Raw genomic sequence first — 18072 nt, forward strand, 5'->3', positions numbered from 1 at the left:
TTTATATCAAATTTCTAGATTGTACCCTTTTTTGTTTAGCGACCATAGCGCTGTGGCCCCACCTGATCCCATTCCGAACTCAGAAGTGAAACGCAGTTGCGCCGATGGTAGTGTGGGAGTTCCCATGTGAGAGTAGGACATTGCTAAACTTCTATTAAGAAAAGCCCGATTCATAAGAGTCGGGCTTTTTGCTGTCTGTGATTTGAAACAATTACTAATAAGCGCGAATAAATTCCCGCCTACATATTTTGGACCCACCTGATGCCATCCATGTACGTCACGCAGTTGCGCCGAAGGTAGTAAGCGTGTGGGTGTATTTCTCTTTATGTGAGGTCACTCCTTTGCATCAGGATAATTGCTCAGGATAATATGCTCCTGCATTATCCTAATAAGTGGCATCCATGTACGTCAAGTAGTTGTGTCGAAGCTAGTAAGTGTGTGGGTGTTCTTATTTTATGTGAGGTCACTCCTGTGAATCCATTCACGTCAGTAGGACATTCTCGATTTCTATTAAGAAAAGCCCGATTCGAAAGAGTCGGGTTTTTTGCTGTCGGAGATTTGAAACAATTACTAATAAGCGCGAATAAATTCCCGCCTACATATTTTGGACCCACCTGATCCCATTCACTATTCTCTTACGGAAGTGCCGCGGCGCTGCAGAAGTTGAGCCTGCTCCTTGCCATCCATGGCAACGCGGCAACATTATTATATCCATGTATGTCAGCGCAGTTGCGCTGGAGGTAGTAAGCGGGTGGACTGCTCTTTATGTGGTAAAAATGTCTGGAGAATTTTTGTCTGCACTCAGTCTTACCCTAAGGGTGTAAGGCCGGATGCTTGGAATAATGTAGGACATTGCCAAGTTATTTCTGGGGTAAAGTGTCGTTATGTTGATATTAAATTTTCTAGTCAGTACCCGGTCAATATTTAAAACTGAAAGTAAAAAATGTAGCTAAAAATATAATTATTCAGCTTAATATTGCGTAATCCCTATTTTTACTTTAGTCATATTATATTACAAACTAACGGTATATTTTATACAATATACCCAGTAAGATGAAGTTGTTACTATTTTGTAAATTACTCCCTGCATTACAAATTAGTAGCAACATACTTTGTGGTTTGAGCTGATCTGTCAATCGTTCTTCACAGGTATATAAGCCCGGAGTAGGGTTTCTACTCCGGCATCAATCACTTGCAAGTATGTTATAGATATTTACTTTAAAGTTAAAGTGAATATTTATGTAGCATTTGTGAATTATTATATCAATGTATTGAAGTGATTTATCTATGCCCAATGGTAATACTATAGTAGTAATTGGCTGTATGTTTTATACACATCATAAGGTATTGTTATGCTGTTATTAATTGTAACTTACTCCCTTGGTGGTTCCTTAATAACAACATACTTGGTGTTTAGATCTGATCTGTCAATCGTATCGCACGAGTATACTTTTCCGGAGTAGGGAAACCTACTCCGGCACTCTATTTATAGCCGTTGAATTTCTTTCTGATTGTTCAACGTTAAATTCTAATCATCCCCAAGCTACGTAGGCATCTTACTTGCCTTATATACAAAATATGCAGTTATAGTTTGTCAGCGTTCGTTAAGAGAAAAATTTTTAACTTATTTACTTGATTTTAATGTTGTTGCCCTCAGATATGTATCAACTAAACAAACCCGCTCTGTACCTAGTACATGCAATGGTTTGGCGTCCAAGTAGGCGTCCAAATAGGTATTTAACAAAAGGTCGATAAAATGACAGTAGAAAATAAGCCAGTAAAACATGAATTTGCGTCAGATAACGCCAAGATACTTCACTTAATGATCCACTCACTTTATTCTAATAAAGAGATATTCCTACGTGAGTTAGTGTCAAATGCTGCCGATGCTGCGGATAAGCTGCGTTTTAAAGCATTATCTGATAATGCTTTATATGAAAATGATGGTGATTTACGCGTACGTGTTAGCTGTGATAAAGAAAATAACACCATCACTATTTCTGATAATGGTATTGGTATGAACCATGATGAAGTAATCGAACATCTAGGTACGATTGCAAAATCAGGCACTGCTGAATTTTTCTCAACATTATCAGGTGATCAAGCCTCTGACTCACAACTTATTGGTCAATTTGGTGTTGGTTTTTACTCATCTTTTATTGTTGCAGATAAAGTAATTGTTCGTACTCGTAAAGCGGGTGATGATGCCTCTGAAGGTGTCGAATGGATAAGTGCCGGTGAAGGTGAGTTTACTACCGCTAAGATTGAAAAAACTAATCGTGGTACCGATATCATTCTTCACTTAAAAGAAGGTGAGTCAGAATTTGCCGATGATTGGCGCTTAAAGTCAATTGTTACTAAATACTCTGATCATATCTCAGTATCAGTAGAAATGTTAACCACTGAAATACCAGCGGTTGAAGCCGTTGCTGAAGTGAAAGATGATGAAGGCAAGGTAACTACGCTAGCTATTGATGCTATAGATGCCGTACCTGCACTATGGGAAGCTGTTAATAAAGCAACTGCTTTATGGACACGCGAAAAGGCAGATATTACCGACGAAGAATATAAAGAGTTTTATAAACACGTCTCTCATGATTTTAGTGACCCACTTTTATGGGAACATAATAAAGTTGAAGGTAAGACTGAATACACGTCTCTACTCTATATACCTAGCAAAGCACCATTTGATATGTATAACCGTGAAAAACAACATGGTCTTAAACTGTTTGTTCAGCGTGTATATATTATGGATGATGCTGAGCAGTTTATGCCAACGTACTTACGTTTCGTTAAAGGCTCATTAGATTCAAATGATTTACCATTAAACGTTTCTCGTGAAATATTACAAGATAACAAGATTACTCAAGCTATTCGTAAGGGTTGTACTAAGCGCGTATTAAAAATGCTGGAGAAGTTAGCTAAAAAAGATGCGGATAAATATCAAGGCTTTTGGGATGAGTTTGGTCAGGTATTAAAAGAAGGTCCTTCTGAAGACCACAGCAATAAAGAACAAGTCGCTGGATTATTACGCTTTGCTTCCACCAAGGAAGATGTAGCAGCGCAAAATGTATCACTTGCTACTTACATTGAACGTATGAAAGAAGGCCAAGATAAGATTTATTATGTTGTTGCCGATAGCTTCGAAGCGGCTAAAAGTAGCCCGCATTTAGAAGTATTCCGTAAAAAAGGCATTGAAGTATTGTTAATGTCTGATCGCATAGATGAATGGTTAGTAAGCCATTTAACAGCGTTTGATTCTAAGCAATTACAGTCTGTTACTCATGGTGGTTTAGATCTGGGTGACATGGATGACGATGAAACTAAAGAAGCACAAGAGAAGCTTGAGAAAGAGTATGACTCTGTCGTTAAGCGCATTAAAGTTTGCTTAGAAGGAAAAGTTAAAGATGTTAAACTTTCTCAACGTCTTACCGACTCTCCTGCTTGTATCGTCGCTGATGATAATGACATGACTAGCCAAATGGCTAAGTTAATGGCTTCGGTTGGTCAAGACGTGCCAGATACATTACCTATCTTTGAAATCAATGGTGAGCATGATCTTATTAAACATATTGCCGATGAACAAGATGATGATAAATTCGGCCAGTGGGTTGAAGTGTTGTTTGACCAAGCTATGTTAGCTGAACGTGGTAGCTTAAAAGATCCTGCTAGCTTCGTTTCTCGCTTGAATAAATTAATGTTAAGCCTAACTAAGTAATTATTTAATGCTAAGTTAAATTATTAGATAATACTTTAGTCTTAAAAAGGAGGGTTTCATGCATGAAACACCTCCTTTTTTGATCAATCTGAGCTATCACTACTTGTTTGCAAATAGGCTAGCTTGTATAGTGTCTGCCGGCTTTATGGAAAAGCTAAGAAATATTACCTTTGCTCGATCAATGAGAATTTATAGTATTGAATAAAGGTAATATTTACTTTAACACTTCAACCATCAATTTAAGGTTACATAATATGCGCATTGTTTTATTAGGTGCTCCAGGCGCTGGTAAAGGCACACAAGCACAATTTTTAATGGCTAAATTTGGTATTCCACAAATTTCAACGGGCGATATGCTTCGTACTGCAATTAAAGCCGGCACTGAACTAGGCAATAAAGCTAAAGTCGTTATGGATGCAGGACAATTAGTTTCAGATGATTTGATCATCGGCTTAGTCAAAGAGCGAGTAGCTCAAGATGATTGTAAAGCAGGATTTTTACTTGACGGTTTCCCTCGTACTATTCCACAAGCGGATGCTATGAAAGAAAGTGGCATATCTGTGGACCATGTACTTGAATTTGATGTGCCTGATGAAGTGATTGTTGAGCGTATGGCTGGTCGTCGTGTTCATTCCGGCTCAGGACGTGTTTATCACCTTGTTTTCAATCCGCCAAAAGTTGCCGGCAAAGATGATGTTACCGGTGATGATTTATCTATTCGTCCTGATGATGAAGAAGCGACTGTACGTAAGCGCTTATCGATTTATCATGATCAAACTAAGCCATTAGTTGATTTTTATCAAGCGGAAGCTAAAGCGGGTAATTGTACCTACCTAACTATTGATGGCACACAAGCTGTTGAGGAAGTTAACGCATTATTATTAAAGCAACTTTCTTAGTAACCAGTAATTGTCTAGCTATTTAAGTTAAAAAACTCGCCTTGGCGAGTTTTTTTGTTTCTAGGGTATATAATTTATTGCTAACTTTCTCTGAGCATAGCAATGTGTGGTATGCCATCTTCTAAATACATAGCCGATACCTGAGCGAAACCATGTCTTTGGTAGTATGACTTTAAATGTTGTTGAGCAGAGATTTTAATCTCTTCGTTAGGGTGATATTGCTGGCAAAGTGATAATGCTTCTTTCATTAATTCATGGCCCAAGCCTCCACCTCTAGCTTTATTGGCAATGACTACTCTACCTATACTGATATGGCTGGTATAGCTTTGACCTTTAGGTAAAATTCGCAGGTAAGCGACCAGTTGCTCTGCTTGATAACCTAAAAGATGTAGGGTTTGAGGGTGTCGGTCAAGCAGGTTTTTTTCGCTGTCTAGATCTGGGTAATAACACGTTTGTTCAACGACAAAAACATCAATGCGCAATTTCAGTACATCATATAATTGATTAAGTGATAGTTCGGAGAATGCTTTACTTTGCCAGGTGGTTTTTATGGTCATATTGAGTATGAACCGTTAAATAGTTAACTGCTTTAAGTAACCATAATACTTACGATCATTCAGGTAATCTTTAATTTCTTGTTTATATTTTCTTATGCACAATTCTGGGAACTCAGTAGTGACTATTTTATTTAGTGCACAAGGCTCAAGAAAGAGTAAGTAGCCCAGTGGTAGGTAGCTAGGATTGAAGTTGCATTGGTATACGGTTGCTCGAACTTGGCTAGCATTATAAAAAGTCTGCTCACCATAACGTTTTTGTAGTCTTGGTAACAGTTGGTTGCCGTATTTCTTTATTGCTCTACGTTTAAACATAGCTGTTCCTTAGCAGGTATTACTTATGGTCTTTTAGACAAATTAGCAGCTTATTATAATAAATAAGGTCAATAATTAGTCTACTCATTTTATTGCTCAGCATATTACTACATGTAGGGATAAAATGTAGCTAATAAAATCTATAATAACTCAAAGATTAATAGTTTTTATTTTATTGCTATCAACAAAAAATCCAGCTTATTGATAGGCTTTAACAATAGCGCCACGCTGGCGAAGTATTTAAGCCTTTATTCATCGCTTTAAAGGCTTCCTGCCCCTCAGAATGAGCCTTACTGATGACAAAATGGCGGGAGTCTTTAAGTACCAGGCCAATGTTTTTAACGGGTACTAGGTGAATTTTAGCCATAATAAAGCTTTGCTCTGGGCTTGAATTAAAGGGCATCAAAATAAAGTCTATCCATTGAATATCTACCATGCGTGCCATGGATAACCAAGAGTCTTATTGAATAAGCTTTTTAAGGTGAAGCTGCTGCAGTGTCTGCCAGTCAGTGCGCCATTTAGGTGTTGATACCGCCAAGGTCACTTAACACCTTAACCGCTAAGGTCTTAGTATTTTGGGGACTAGTATAGATACCAGCGATGTACTCGCCATTTCTTATGACTTCGTCAGAGATATAAACTTTACTGGCAATAGCTAGCGCATCTTGTTGCCAATAAGAATCAAAACTTATAAGCAGCTGACCATTTTCTAACATTTAAGTATTACGAAAGTTAACTTTACCTGGGGCGTAACTGAAACTGTGATTAAAACCACCAAGTTTGAGTGTCTGCTGGGCAATAATCATGTTAACCACGTCACGGCGGATGTTTTTACCTGAGAAATTATCTATTAAGCTGATATCTCTATCAGCAACAAAGTGCTGGTAATCAAGGTAGACATCATCACGAATATAAATACACTATGCTGCTGGCCGAGAACATTTCAGCTGAGACTTATGAGAGTAGCGATAAGTAGTGCTTTAGTGAATAACCTAGTGCCTATTTCATTAAAGAGTATTACCATAAAAGAACGCCATCTTTTTATAAACTAGTTCGCTGAAGTTAACTACTTGCATCCTTGTCTTATTAACATAACAAGGAGGCAAGCATGTAGCAAAATAGCATGAATACCTTCAATAATGGCAGGTGAAGTTATTTGTTATGACGCTGTTGTAATACCGCCATAACCTCATTGAGGTCGATATCTTGGTCGGCTAGGAGTACTAGGGTGTGGTAAAATAAGTCTGCACATTCACCTAGTAAGTCTTCTTTCGTTTCTGCTACTGCAGCCAGTGCAACTTCAACGCCTTCTTCACCGACTTTCTGCGCAATTTTGATGGTGCCGCGAGAAAATAAGTGTGCGGTATAACTGTCTTCTGGCTTATCATTTTTTCGGCTTGCAATCACTTGTTCAAGTTCACTGAGAAAGTTTTGCTGGGTTAATTTTTGCTCCGGAAAACATGACTCAGTGCCTAAGTGACAACTTGGCCCCATAGGCAAACAAGCAATAAGTAAACTGTCATTATCGCAATCAGTTAAGACTTGCTGAACGTTTAAAAAGTTACCTGAGGTTTCGCCCTTAACCCACAAAGCTTGTTTTGAACGACTATAGAAGGTTGCTTTACCTGTGGCTAATGTGGCAGCTAAGGATGCTTGGTTCATATAACCTTGCATTAGTATGGCTCCCGTTGCCGCATGCTGAATAATGGCAGGAATGAGGTTATTCATTTTCTGCCATGCTAAGTCATTAATATTGTCTTTGTTTACTAACATGGTCTTACCTCAATACGTTGTGTTTTTAAATAATTTTTTAACTCTTTAATGGCAATAACACCCTTATGAAAAACAGAAGCAGCGAGTGCGCCATCAACATCGGCTTGTTGGTAGACATCACTAAAGTGCGCCATGGTACCCGCACCACCTGAGGCGATTAAAGGCACATTACATACCGCTCTTGCTTGTTTTAATTGCACAATATCATAACCTTGACGTACACCATCTTGGTTCATGCAATTGAGGACGATTTCGCCGGCACCTAGGCTAACTACTTTTTCAATCCAGTCAAATGTGGTCCAGCCGGTTTGCTTAGTACGCTTTTCATCACCAGTAAACTGGTAAACCTGATATTCCCCTTTGCCAGCATTAGCCTCTTTGTTATAAAAGCTATCAACGCCAACAACAATACATTGCTGACCAAAAATATCGGCTAAGCGAGTAATTAGCTCAGGGTCTCGCAATGCTGGGGAATTAATGGATATTTTGTCAGCGCCCATCATCAAGATTTCTTTAGCATCGGCAGCGCTTTTTATCCCACCAGCAACACAAAAAGGAATATCAATGACCTCAGCAATACGACTTACCCAGCTCTTATCAACCACGCGACCATCAGAGCTGGCAGTGATATCATAAAAAACGAGTTCATCAGCACCTGCTTCGGCATATTTTTGTGCTAACGGCACTATATCACCGATGATTTCGTGGTTTCTAAACTGTATACCTTTTACTACTTTTCCGTCCTTAACGTCGAGGCAGGGAATAATTCTTCTGGCTAACATGGGGTTTTCTCCGCTACAGCTTCAGCTGGAGGCCAACAGGCAATCGCCTCTTCAAGGGTAAACTTACCCTCAAGCAATGAACGACCTAAAATAACAGCGCTAACACCGGTTGGAATTAACGCTTTAATATCGTCTAAGCTGCCAATACCGCCCGACGCTTGCCAGTGAATATCTGGATACTTAGCACAAACTTCGCTATATAAATCAACATTAGTCCCCGTTAAAGTGCCGTCTTTACTAATGTCAGTACATAATACGTGCTTAATACCGGCATCTTGATATTGGGCAAGTAAATCTTCTAAGTTGACCCCGCTATCTTCAATCCAGCCATGAGTGGGCAGGGTTTTATTGCCTTGGGCATCAATTTTTATATCAAGTGCTAGGACAATTTTTTCACAGCCGTAGGTTTTAAGCCATTGAGTAACTAGTTCTGGTTGTTTGATGGCTAAGCTGCCAATAACAACGCGATCTGCGCCTAGTGCTAATAGCTGTTTTACATCATCTTCACAACGTACGCCACCACCTACTTGTATGATCATTGAGGGGTGATTGACTACGGTCTTTAATGTTGCTAATTGACGTTTTGTGCTGTCTTTTGCGCCATCTAAATCAACAAAGTGCATGACAGTAGCGCCGGATTTTGCATAAGCCTGTTGACGCTCTTGCACCGTATATTCATAGTTGGTTTTTTGGTTATAGTCGCCTTGATATAAACGCACCACTTGGCCATTAATCAAATCAATTGCGGGAATCATCATAAGTTCACAAGCTCCTGTGGCCCTAGTTCTAAAAAGTTTTGAATGATCTTACTGCCCAAAGCACTGGAACGCTCAGGGTGAAATTGACAACCAATAAAGTTGTCTTTGGCAATAGCTGCTGAAAACTTACTACCATATTCACAGCTGGCAATGGTGTACTCACTTATAGGGGCGGCAAAACTGTGGACAAAATAAAAGTAATCACCCTCGGAAATACCTTTGAGCACGGGGTGGTCTGATATTTGGCTGAGGGTATTCCAGCCCATATGTGGTAACCTATTCCCTTGTGCTTTTAATGGCTCTACCTTGGTTGGAATTAAGTTTAAGCAAGGCACTAGGCCATCACTTTTTCCTTCAGTTGAGGACTTATTACCTTCGGTTGATGACTCAGTCATTAACTGCATACCTAAACAAAAACCAAGTACCGGCTGAGTCAGTTTTTGTAAGACACTCACTAAGTTTTTAGCGTTGATATTAGCCATGGCATGCTTAGCACTACCAACCCCTGGGAGTATTACTTTATCTGCTTGTTGGATGAGCTCAATATTATCAGTGATGGTCACTTGATAACCTAAACGCTCAACGGCAAACTTAACTGAGGCTAAATTCGCACAGCCAGTATCAACAATGACATTCATTCCTGCGGATACTTCCTTAGTCATTATAAAATACCTTTGGAGCTAGGCATCTCATCACCGTCTACTTTAATGGCTTGACCTAACGCTCGGCCAAACACCTTAAATAGACTCTCAACCTGGTGGTGGCAATTCCCTTTACTGGTTGATAAATGTAAAGTTATTAACATTGAATCTGCTAATGAGCGGAAAAAATGGCCAACCATCTGTGTTGACATGCTTCCGACATTATCTGCGGTGAAATCGGCATCAAATTCAAGCCATGGACGACCAGAAAGGTCGATGGCACACTCGGCGCGACATTCATCCATAGGTAAGACAAAACCAAAACGACCAATGCCACGTTTGTCGCCCAGAGCTTGTCTTAAGGCCTGACCAAGTGCAAGGGCGGTATCTTCAACACTGTGGTGCTCATCAATGTGATAATCACCACTGACGCTACATTGCAAACTAAAACCGCCATGAGTGGCTATTTGATCTAGCATGTGATCAAAAAAGCCTAAGCCCGTTGCTATATTATTGTCGCCTTTTTTATCTAAATTAACGGTGACCTTGATATCGGTTTCTTTGGTGGTCCGGGTAATACTCGCTATACGAGCTTGTGAGAATTTGGCTAAAACCTGTTCGCTCACTTGTGACCAATTGAAAGTTTTTCGATCATATTTGATGCCGACAATGCCCATATTCGCAGCAAGGCCCATATCGGTTGCTCTATCACCAATAACATAAGAATTAGTAAAATCAACTCTGCCTTGCTGTAAGTAATCGCTCACTAAGCCTAGTTTTGGTTTACGACAACTACAATTGTCTTCCTCAAAGTGTGGGCAAAGTAATACGTCTTGAAAATTCACCCCTTGAGAACTGAATAGCGCCATCATTTTATTATGAGGCAAATCAAAATCAGCTTGTGGAAAACTACTGGTGCCTAAGCCATCTTGGTTGGAAACCATCACTAGCTTAAAGCCTTTGGCTTGCAGTTTTAGTAATTCAGCAATGACATTCGGCTCAAACACTAGTTTTTCTAAGCTATCAAGTTGTTTATCGATGGCAGGCTCTTCAACCAAGGTGCCGTCACGGTCGATAAATAATATTTTTTCTTGGTTCTTACTCATAAAATACTCTTCATTATGTTCGTTTATTAGCCTTGTTACAGTGCTAATTTTTACTTATAAGGCGGTTAATAATTGCTTTAGCTGTGCTAGTTCGTCCTCACTGCCAATGCTAATGCGAAGACAGTTTTCAAGCTGCTGCTGTTTAGACTGATCGCGAATTAATATGTTGTTTTCAAGTAACAAATTAAATACTCGGGCTTTATCCTCTGCGCTAGTACAACGAAATAGGACAAAATTTGCATCGCTGGTAAAGACATGGCAACACCAGTTTTGCTCAGTAAGCCAGTTACTTAACTGTTCACGTAATACTTTGGTTTGCTTTACCCTAGTTTGCATTATGGCTAAATCGTTCGTTAAGACTTGGCTAGCGATTTCAGCTACAGGTGCCGCAATAGGGTAGGGGGCAATAATCTTACTTAGCAAGGTAATGACGTCATTATTTGCTAAGGTAAAACCACAACGAAGACCAGCAAGCGCAAACGCTTTTGATAAAGTTCTAAGCACAATGACATTATCAAAGTCATGCAATAATTTGGTGCATGAATACTCAGGTGAAAACTCAATATAAGCTTCATCAATCACCACCATAGCACTGCCTTTAAACAACTCAATAGCGGCGAGTATTTGTGCTTTTGGTAGTAAATTACCCGTTGGATTACCCGGTGAACATAAAAACACCACTTTCACTTTACCCACTTGCTGCTGCAAACCGTCTAAATCTAGCGTTAAATCAGCAGAGTTTAGCGCTACTTTAATAACCGCAGCACCGTGATTCTTGGCACTAATAGCGTACATGCCGTAAGTGGGTGGACATATTAAAATGGTGTCTTGGTATGCTTTACAAAAACTGCGAATGATAAGCTCTATGCCTTCATCGGCACCTCGTGTTGCTAGGATTTTATCTTTTGCTAAGCCTGAATATTCGCTATAGGCTGAAATTAAACAATCGGGCTGAAAATCCGGGTAGCGATTGATATTTATCGCGGATAACTGATATTGACCTTTGCCTGGTGCTTCATTTGCGTTTAGCCATACTTTATCTTCTTGAGCATCAGCGTTAGAAAATAGACGTCGTGCCGATTGATAAGGCACCATAGCAATTAATTCTTCGCGTGCTAATTGCTCAGCGGTCGTTAAAGCGTGTTTACTCATGCTTAACTTAGCCATGCTTAAACCCCTTCCTCTAAGCGAATGGTCACCGCGCGCTGATGGGCATCTAGCCCTTCGGCATCGGTTAATTCAATAATACACTCAGCTAAACTCGCCAAACCTGATTTAGTTATCTCTTGCACGGTATAGCGACGAGAAAAGTCAGCCAGTGATAAACTTGAGATAACCTTTGAATAACCATACGTTGGCAATACGTGGTTAGTGCCGCTGGCGTAATCACCCGCCGATTCAGGGGTATAAGCGCCGACAAAAATTGAACCGGCATTACGCAAACTGTTAAGCAAGCTTGGTGCATCTTCAGTTTGAATAATTAAGTGCTCTGGCGCGTATTGATTCGACACTTGCACCGCTTGCGCTAAGTCCTTGGTTAAAATTAACCTAGACTGGGTTAACGCTTGCTCAGCAATGTCACGTCGAGACAATACGGTAACTTGTTTTTCTAGTTGTGCAGATACCTGTGCTATTAATGACTCGCTATCACTGAGTAGTATTACTTGGCTATCAACACCGTGCTCTGCTTGCGATAATAAATCTGCGGCAATAAATGCCGGGTTTGCTTGCTCATCGGCAATAACTAATACTTCAGAAGGGCCGGCGGGCATATCAATAGTAAAACCGGGAACTTGCTGTGATAACTGAGTTTTAGCTTCGGTAACATAGCGATTTCCTGGGCCAAAAACTTTATTTACCGCGGCTATTGTTTGTGTGCCGTAAGCTAAGGCGGCAATCGCTTGTGCACCACCTACTGTGTATATTTCACTGATACCACAAAGATCAGCCGCCACTAATATTTCATTAGCCAGTTGGCCATTTTTATCAGGTGGACAAACCAAGACCGTACGTTGACAACCGGTAAGTTGTGCCGGTATGCCTAACATCAATACCGTTGAGGGCAATGGCGCCGAGCCAGCAGGAATATATAAACCAACACTTTCAATGGCTTCAGTTTTTAAGGTGCACTTAACGCCTGGGATCGTTTCAACCGTTATATCTGTTGGCTGTTGTGCGCTATGAAAGGCTCTGATTTGCTGATAAGCGGTGTTAATTGCTTTTAAACGTTTAGCCGATAGGGCTAACTTGGCTTGCGCAATTTGCTCTGCACCCACTGATAAGGTGCTAAGCGCGATACCATCAAATTGTTCTGTTAAGGCAAATAGTGCCTTATCACCTTGATTTTTAACTTGCGCCAAGATGTTAGCAACTTGGGTGGATAATAAGGCACTATCCACTATTGCTGGTCGTGCTAGCGCACCTGTTTTTTGCTGCTCTGACAGCTCTTGCCACTTGATTAGTTGATTAATCATAATTACTTGTTCCTAATACTTCGAGGATGTGTTTCTTTATAAGTAAAAAATATAATTTACTTTAGCTCGAAGCTAGTTGGTGCAAGTGCAAAGAGGGAGCACGCAGCTGACGTTAGTCAGTGAGTACTGCCGATGCTGAGCTTGCATCTACTAGCAATGAGGTAAGGTTAATTTAGCCCATCATCTTTTCAATCGGCATTACCAGGATAGAGTTACAACCTAATGCCTTTAGGCTTTCCATGGTTTCCCAGAAAAAAGTCTCAGTAGCAACAACGTGTACGGCTACTAAATCATCACGACCAGCAAGCGGTAAAATAGTCGGCGTCTCACTACCTGGCATTAAAGCACTCACTTCATTGATCTTATCTTTAGGCGCATGCAGCATGATGTACTTGCTTTCTTTGGCTTTCATTACCCCTTGAATGCGTGGCAATAAGGTATCAAGAATTTTTTGCTTGGCTGGCGCTAAGACTGCAGGGTTTTGGATCAGTGATGCGGTTGATTTGAAAATCACGGCAACTTCTTTTAAACCGTTAGCTTCAAGTGTCGCACCAGTGGAAACTAGATCACAAATACCGTCGGATAAACCAACACGTGGCGCCACTTCTACCGAGCCTTTGAGTAAACAAAAATCTACGTTAATGCCATTATTACGGGCAAAGCGGTTAAGCAGTTGTGGGTAAGTAGTGGCAAAGCGCAAACCATCTAAGCTTTTAATACCTTGATAATCAAACTCTTCCGGCATGGCTAGTGATAAACGGCAGCCGCCAAAATTAAGTGCTGTGGTTTTTATATAAGCAAATTTTTGCTCCATTAATTCACGCTCTAGTGCCGCTTCCTCTAGAGTGTTATCACCGACAATGCCCAAGTCACATACGCCATCCATAACTAGCCCTGGAATATCACTACTACGTACGCGCATAACATCTATCGGCATATTGCTAACGTGGGCGAGTAAACGACGGTCGCTAAGGTTAAGTTTCAATCCGCAGCGCTTTAATAATTTTTGTGTGTCTTCACTCAGGCGTCCTGACTTTTGCATGGCAATGCGTAAACGTGGCTCTGATGTGCTCATATTGGTAATTCCTATGGTGTCTTAATCTTTAAATTCGTCATGTATATACAATTTCTAAAGCGCTAAAATGCGAAAAACCCCCGAGAGAGAAAAGACTCTTTCGGGGGTTTAGTAATGACATTTTATTGTTATAAAAGCTTGTGCTATTACTTGTATAAATGTTTACTTAATTCCACTGAAAGGCCTTTGCCCTGCAGTGTTTTTGTTACTAACGCTGAATGGGCTAATTGCTATGATGATGGTGATGTCGGCTATTCAGGTTAATAATCATGGTTAAATTCTCTGTTAGTAGTCAGTAATTTACTGTGCTGTTGTATAATTAATTGAACAGTATTGAGTAAGTAATTTATTTTGATGAACTTTACATTACTGCTTAATTAAGATAGCTGCAAGTAATAAATAGAAGTTTTTTATTACTTTTTGTTATATGAAAAACGGTTAAATTTATTAGTCGAGTCTTTGTAATAGCATTAGTCCCTAAGTGAAAAGCTAAAGCTAATGTGCTTTTGGTCGATAATAGCATTAATGGTTACCAAATTTGTAACATGAAGCAGTGTAGGAACTAAAGATGGATATTTTCACGACTCAACTAACACGTGTAATCCAGATACCTATTAAGCCGGCAAGCTTAAAGGTAAAAGCACTGTTGAAAGAGGCTGCTAACAGTAAGCTAAGCGATGATGCTAATCATCTTGAAAATCATGAGTATTATTTTACTAGTGAAGAAGACAAATACCATAGTTCACAGCAAGAAACGGATGATAAAGAGGAAAGTGAGAATAGTTCTGAGACAAATAATGACGCAAGCGTAGTGTTGGATGAGAACGATGTAGATGCAAAAAAAACTACCGGTAAGAGTAACGGTAAACACTTAGACCTTTATGCCTAAGCGGTAGTTAAGTATACTCTCAGGCATAAATTTTTCTTCGTGCCTTTTTTCAAATGATAGCATCCCAAGTTAGCCAAGCCTTTGCTAAAGAAGGCGCTTTAGCTAAAGCCATTAAAGGCTTCTCTCCTCGCCAAGCGCAAATAGATATGGCCCTTGATGTTGCTGAAGCCATTGACCAGCAATCATCGCTCATTGTGGAAGCAGGCACTGGCACAGGCAAAACCTTTGCTTATTTGATCCCCGCCTTTTTAGCGTTAAATTCGAAAAACCCTAAAAAAATCGTGGTCTCAACCGGGACTAAAAACCTGCAAGAGCAACTATTCCATAAAGATATTCCTTTAATAAAAAAGGTGCTAGGCAGTAATGCACAAGTCGCTTTATTAAAGGGGCGTGCCAACTATTTATGCATTTATCGTTTAGCACAGTACCAAGATAGTCGCGGTCAACTTGATGCACAAATGTTACAGGATCTGGTGAAAATTAAAACCTGGTCTAATGGTACACAAAGTGGTGATATTGGCGAATTGGTTAATGTTAGTGAAGACTCCAGTATCTTTCCGTTTGTTACCAGTACCTTAGATAATTGTTTGGCCAGAGACTGTCCAGACTATGACGCTTGTTACCTAGTTAAAGCCCGTCAAAAAGCCAGTGATGCCGATATTATCGTGGTCAATCATCATTTATTTTTTGCCGATATGGCTTTAAAAGATACCGGTTTTGGTGAGCTTATTCCTAAGGCACAGGTGATGATTTTTGATGAAGCTCATCAAATTGGCGATATCGCCAGTGAATATTTTGGTGAGGCATTCTCAACTAAACAGCTCGTTGATTTATGCACCGACGTATTACAAGTACACCGTAGTAGTTTAACCGATGTTAAGCAATTAGGGCTAGCAGCGGAAAAATTACAGAAAAGCTGTCAAGAATTCCGACTGTTATTTAATTACGATCCCGAACGGGGAAATTGGCGAGAAAAGCATAAAAAAGTTCAATTTCAGCAAAAATTTGCTAACTTAAAAATAGATTTAGATTTTTTATACCAAGTGATAAAGCTTTGTGTCTCCAGAAATGAAGCCATCGATAATTGTTTTGATCGGGCGGTAAACTTATTGGCCCAATATGAAGTGATGGCCAATGTTGAAGCTTATGGCATGAGTTTTTGGTATGAAACTACGCCGCGCAGTGTGGTCTTACATCAAACACCACTGACGGTGAGTGATAAATTTAGTGCTGTGGTGAAAGAGTCGGGTGCCGGTTGGATTTTTACTTCGGCAACCTTGGCGGTAGATAATAATTTTGATCACTTTGCCCAGCATTTAGGTTTACAAGGGGCAAAAAAGCTCTTACTTGATAGCCCGTTTGATTATCAAGCGCAATCTCAACTGGTTGTGCCACGTTATTTGCCCCAGGCAAATGATAAAAATCGTGCTTTGGCGTTAGCAAAATTAGCGGAGCCGCTGATTGCAGCGAGTGGTGGTGCTTGCTTTATGCTCTTTACTAGTTATCGGGTAATGCATCAGGTCGCTGAAATTCTAGCTGACAGTATTGATAATCCCTTATTAGTGCAAGGGCAGATGGCCAAGCGCAAGTTACTTGAGCAATTTGTTGAACAAGATAAAGCGATATTACTAGCAACCGCCAGTTTTTGGGAAGGCATTGATGTTCGTGGTGATAAGCTTACTTGTGTCATCATTGATAAATTACCTTTTGCTTCACCGGACGATCCGCTGTTACAGGCACGCTGTGAAGATGTCAGGCGACAAGGCGGCGAGCCTTTTAGCCAAATTCAACTTCCACAGGCGGTAATAGCGTTAAAGCAAGGAGTAGGGCGACTTATTCGAGATGTTAGTGACCGTGGTGTTTTAGTGATTTGTGATGATAGGTTAGTCAATAAACCTTATGGTGAAACTTTCTTAAAAAGTTTGCCTGATATGAAACGTAGCCGAGATATTAATAAAGCGGCGCAGTTCTTAGCCTCCTTGTCTTAAGGTAAAAAGCAAGGCCAGAGTTTGTCAATTGCACGACTAAAGCCTAAAAAACGACTGCAGCTAGCAGTCGTTTTTTATTTGTATACTTTAGCGTTAAAATTAAAGTACTGGTTTATAGCGCGCTATTTTACGGGTGATTTTTGCCAATGAACATTAGCGTGAAATATCTACCATCAAGTCATCCGCTATTTGCTCTAAGGCACTGATAAGTTCATCAATAGAGTTTTCATCGATGGCAATTTTCACTTTCGCTTTGAAAATACTTTGGCCACTATAGGCTGCACTCTCTTGCGAACTTACCAATTTGATTAAGTTACCATTTTGATGATGAATGACGGATGAAACTTCTTGCACTATACCCGCTCGGTCATTGGCGGTGATCTCAAGGACTAGGTTACTAGTCACCTTAGGTAAATTAGGCTCAGCTATTTCAATTTGGCAGCTTAAGCCATTAATGGCTTTTAATTCACTGATGAGCTGGTCAGTATTTTCACTTACTACGGCTACTTCAATAACGCCGGCAAAAAAACCGGATAAATGATGCAAGCTACTGACTTGCCAATTACCTTGATGTTGGGCAATAATTTTAGATAAGGTGTCTACTAGGCCGGTTTGATCTGGGCCAATACAAGAAATAACTAGATGATTCATTAAAACTCCTAAAAGGTAGGGGGAATAGCTGAAAATCTTAACTTAACTTAACTTAACTTAACTTTTAACGTGATAACTGACTTAACTCTTTATTGAGTTGTTCACTGTCACCTATATTGAGCTCAACCAAGCGGCGTAAATGGGTGACGCTGTCTATATCAATAGCATTACATTGCAAGCCAGTCTCATTTTTTTCTACGTGAACAACCGCAATGTTCATTGTTACTTCTGACTCATTGTCTGACAGTAAGAAATGTAAGGTGCCAAGTTTACCTTTCAATGATTTTTTACTGTCTATGGCGGTAACTAAGGCGCCATTAAGTGAGATATCATGGATAGATACTGGATAAATACTACCTTCAATGGCTAATTCAGCTTTAATTGAAAATAAAATGCGGGTGAATTGTCGTCTGTTTTCCATTTTTGACCATTACATTTTAGTATTGTGT

At 40.0% G+C, this 18072-nt stretch carries 19 protein-coding genes and 1 rRNA gene; 6 read left to right on the forward strand and 14 right to left on the reverse strand.

Going from position 1 to position 18072, the window contains the following annotated elements; genetic code table 11:
- The first annotated feature begins 34 nt into the window (after positions 1-34).
- The 4 genes from rrf to adk all read left to right on the forward strand — a co-directional run bounded on the left by rrf (position 35) and on the right by adk (position 4617).
- Positions 35-149, forward strand: a 5S ribosomal RNA gene (gene rrf, locus MTCD1_RS10335).
- 602 nt (positions 150-751) lie between these two features.
- Entirely contained in the window at positions 752-928 is a 177-nt protein-coding gene (locus tag MTCD1_RS21215; RefSeq protein WP_157447812.1) for a hypothetical protein, read from the forward strand.
- 828 nt (positions 929-1756) lie between these two features.
- Positions 1757-3718 (forward strand): molecular chaperone HtpG, encoded by a 1962-nt coding sequence (htpG, locus tag MTCD1_RS10340; RefSeq protein ID WP_057181828.1) that lies wholly within the window; start codon positions 1757-1759, stop codon positions 3716-3718.
- A gap of 254 nt (positions 3719-3972) precedes the next feature.
- A complete protein-coding gene (gene adk / locus MTCD1_RS10345; RefSeq protein ID WP_057181827.1) occupies positions 3973-4617 on the forward strand; it encodes an adenylate kinase in 645 nt (214 codons plus the stop codon).
- A gap of 80 nt (positions 4618-4697) precedes the next feature.
- Here adk and MTCD1_RS10350 read toward each other — a convergent pair whose 3' ends face one another.
- The 12 genes from MTCD1_RS10350 to hisG all read right to left on the reverse strand — a co-directional run bounded on the left by MTCD1_RS10350 (position 4698) and on the right by hisG (position 14095).
- Positions 4698-5174 (reverse strand): GNAT family N-acetyltransferase, encoded by a 477-nt coding sequence (locus tag MTCD1_RS10350; protein WP_057181826.1) that lies wholly within the window; start codon positions 5172-5174, stop codon positions 4698-4700.
- Positions 5175-5189: 15 nt separating this feature from the next.
- On the reverse strand, positions 5190-5486 hold the full coding sequence (locus MTCD1_RS10355) for a DUF6559 family protein (RefSeq protein ID WP_057181825.1): 297 nt from the start codon (positions 5484-5486) through the stop codon (positions 5190-5192).
- Positions 5487-5697: 211 nt separating this feature from the next.
- Positions 5698-5931 carry a hypothetical protein gene (locus MTCD1_RS10360; RefSeq protein ID WP_088568942.1) on the reverse strand — a complete coding sequence of 78 codons (234 nt, stop codon included), beginning with the start codon at positions 5929-5931 and terminating at the stop codon, positions 5698-5700.
- Positions 5932-6004: 73 nt separating this feature from the next.
- Positions 6005-6202: a hypothetical protein gene (locus tag MTCD1_RS10365; protein WP_088568943.1), complete on the reverse strand. Its 198-nt coding sequence runs from the start codon at positions 6200-6202 to the stop codon at positions 6005-6007.
- Positions 6203-6638: 436 nt separating this feature from the next.
- The gene (gene hisIE, locus MTCD1_RS10370) at positions 6639-7259 is read right to left on the reverse strand and encodes a bifunctional phosphoribosyl-AMP cyclohydrolase/phosphoribosyl-ATP diphosphatase HisIE (RefSeq protein WP_057181824.1); all 621 of its coding nucleotides are present in this window, start codon (positions 7257-7259) and stop codon (positions 6639-6641) included.
- On the reverse strand, positions 7253-8041 hold the full coding sequence (hisF, locus tag MTCD1_RS10375) for an imidazole glycerol phosphate synthase subunit HisF (protein WP_057181823.1): 789 nt from the start codon (positions 8039-8041) through the stop codon (positions 7253-7255). The genes hisIE and hisF overlap by 7 nt, the downstream gene beginning before the upstream one ends.
- Positions 8035-8799 carry a 1-(5-phosphoribosyl)-5-[(5-phosphoribosylamino)methylideneamino]imidazole-4-carboxamide isomerase gene (gene hisA, locus MTCD1_RS10380; RefSeq protein WP_057181822.1) on the reverse strand — a complete coding sequence of 255 codons (765 nt, stop codon included), beginning with the start codon at positions 8797-8799 and terminating at the stop codon, positions 8035-8037. The genes hisF and hisA overlap by 7 nt, the downstream gene beginning before the upstream one ends.
- A complete protein-coding gene (gene hisH, locus MTCD1_RS10385; RefSeq protein WP_057181821.1) occupies positions 8796-9461 on the reverse strand; it encodes an imidazole glycerol phosphate synthase subunit HisH in 666 nt (221 codons plus the stop codon). Before hisH ends, hisA begins: the two co-directional genes overlap by 4 nt.
- Positions 9461-10546 carry a bifunctional histidinol-phosphatase/imidazoleglycerol-phosphate dehydratase HisB gene (gene hisB / locus MTCD1_RS10390; protein WP_057181820.1) on the reverse strand — a complete coding sequence of 362 codons (1086 nt, stop codon included), beginning with the start codon at positions 10544-10546 and terminating at the stop codon, positions 9461-9463. Before hisB ends, hisH begins: the two co-directional genes overlap by 1 nt.
- 54 nt (positions 10547-10600) lie before the next feature.
- The gene (hisC, locus tag MTCD1_RS10395; RefSeq protein ID WP_057181819.1) at positions 10601-11713 is read right to left on the reverse strand and encodes a histidinol-phosphate transaminase; all 1113 of its coding nucleotides are present in this window, start codon (positions 11711-11713) and stop codon (positions 10601-10603) included.
- Positions 11714-11715: 2 nt separating this feature from the next.
- A complete protein-coding gene (gene hisD / locus MTCD1_RS10400; RefSeq protein WP_057181818.1) occupies positions 11716-13020 on the reverse strand; it encodes a histidinol dehydrogenase in 1305 nt (434 codons plus the stop codon).
- 172 nt (positions 13021-13192) lie between these two features.
- Positions 13193-14095 carry an ATP phosphoribosyltransferase gene (gene hisG, locus MTCD1_RS10405; protein ID WP_057181817.1) on the reverse strand — a complete coding sequence of 301 codons (903 nt, stop codon included), beginning with the start codon at positions 14093-14095 and terminating at the stop codon, positions 13193-13195.
- Between the two features lie 568 nt (positions 14096-14663).
- Between hisG and MTCD1_RS10410 the strand changes: the two genes are divergently transcribed.
- Positions 14664-14984, forward strand: coding sequence for a hypothetical protein (locus MTCD1_RS10410; RefSeq protein WP_057181816.1), 321 nt, complete (start codon positions 14664-14666; stop codon positions 14982-14984).
- A gap of 53 nt (positions 14985-15037) precedes the next feature.
- Complete coding sequence (gene yoaA / locus MTCD1_RS10415; RefSeq protein ID WP_057181815.1) at positions 15038-16972, forward strand: DNA repair helicase YoaA; 1935 nt, start codon at positions 15038-15040, stop codon at positions 16970-16972.
- A 153-nt stretch (positions 16973-17125) separates the two neighbouring features.
- On the opposite strand, the gene MTCD1_RS10420 is transcribed toward yoaA, so the two are convergent.
- Both MTCD1_RS10420 and MTCD1_RS10425 read right to left on the reverse strand, forming a co-directional pair.
- Positions 17126-17623 (reverse strand): glycine cleavage system transcriptional repressor, encoded by a 498-nt coding sequence (locus tag MTCD1_RS10420; protein ID WP_057181814.1) that lies wholly within the window; start codon positions 17621-17623, stop codon positions 17126-17128.
- 64 nt (positions 17624-17687) lie between these two features.
- Positions 17688-18044, reverse strand: a complete 357-nt coding sequence (locus MTCD1_RS10425; RefSeq protein WP_057181813.1) for a PilZ domain-containing protein — start codon at positions 18042-18044, stop codon at positions 17688-17690.
- Positions 18045-18072 lie beyond the last annotated feature (28 nt).

This window comes from Colwellia marinimaniae (assembly GCF_002207865.1).
In the GTDB taxonomy this organism is placed as follows: domain Bacteria; phylum Pseudomonadota; class Gammaproteobacteria; order Enterobacterales; family Alteromonadaceae; genus Colwellia; species Colwellia marinimaniae.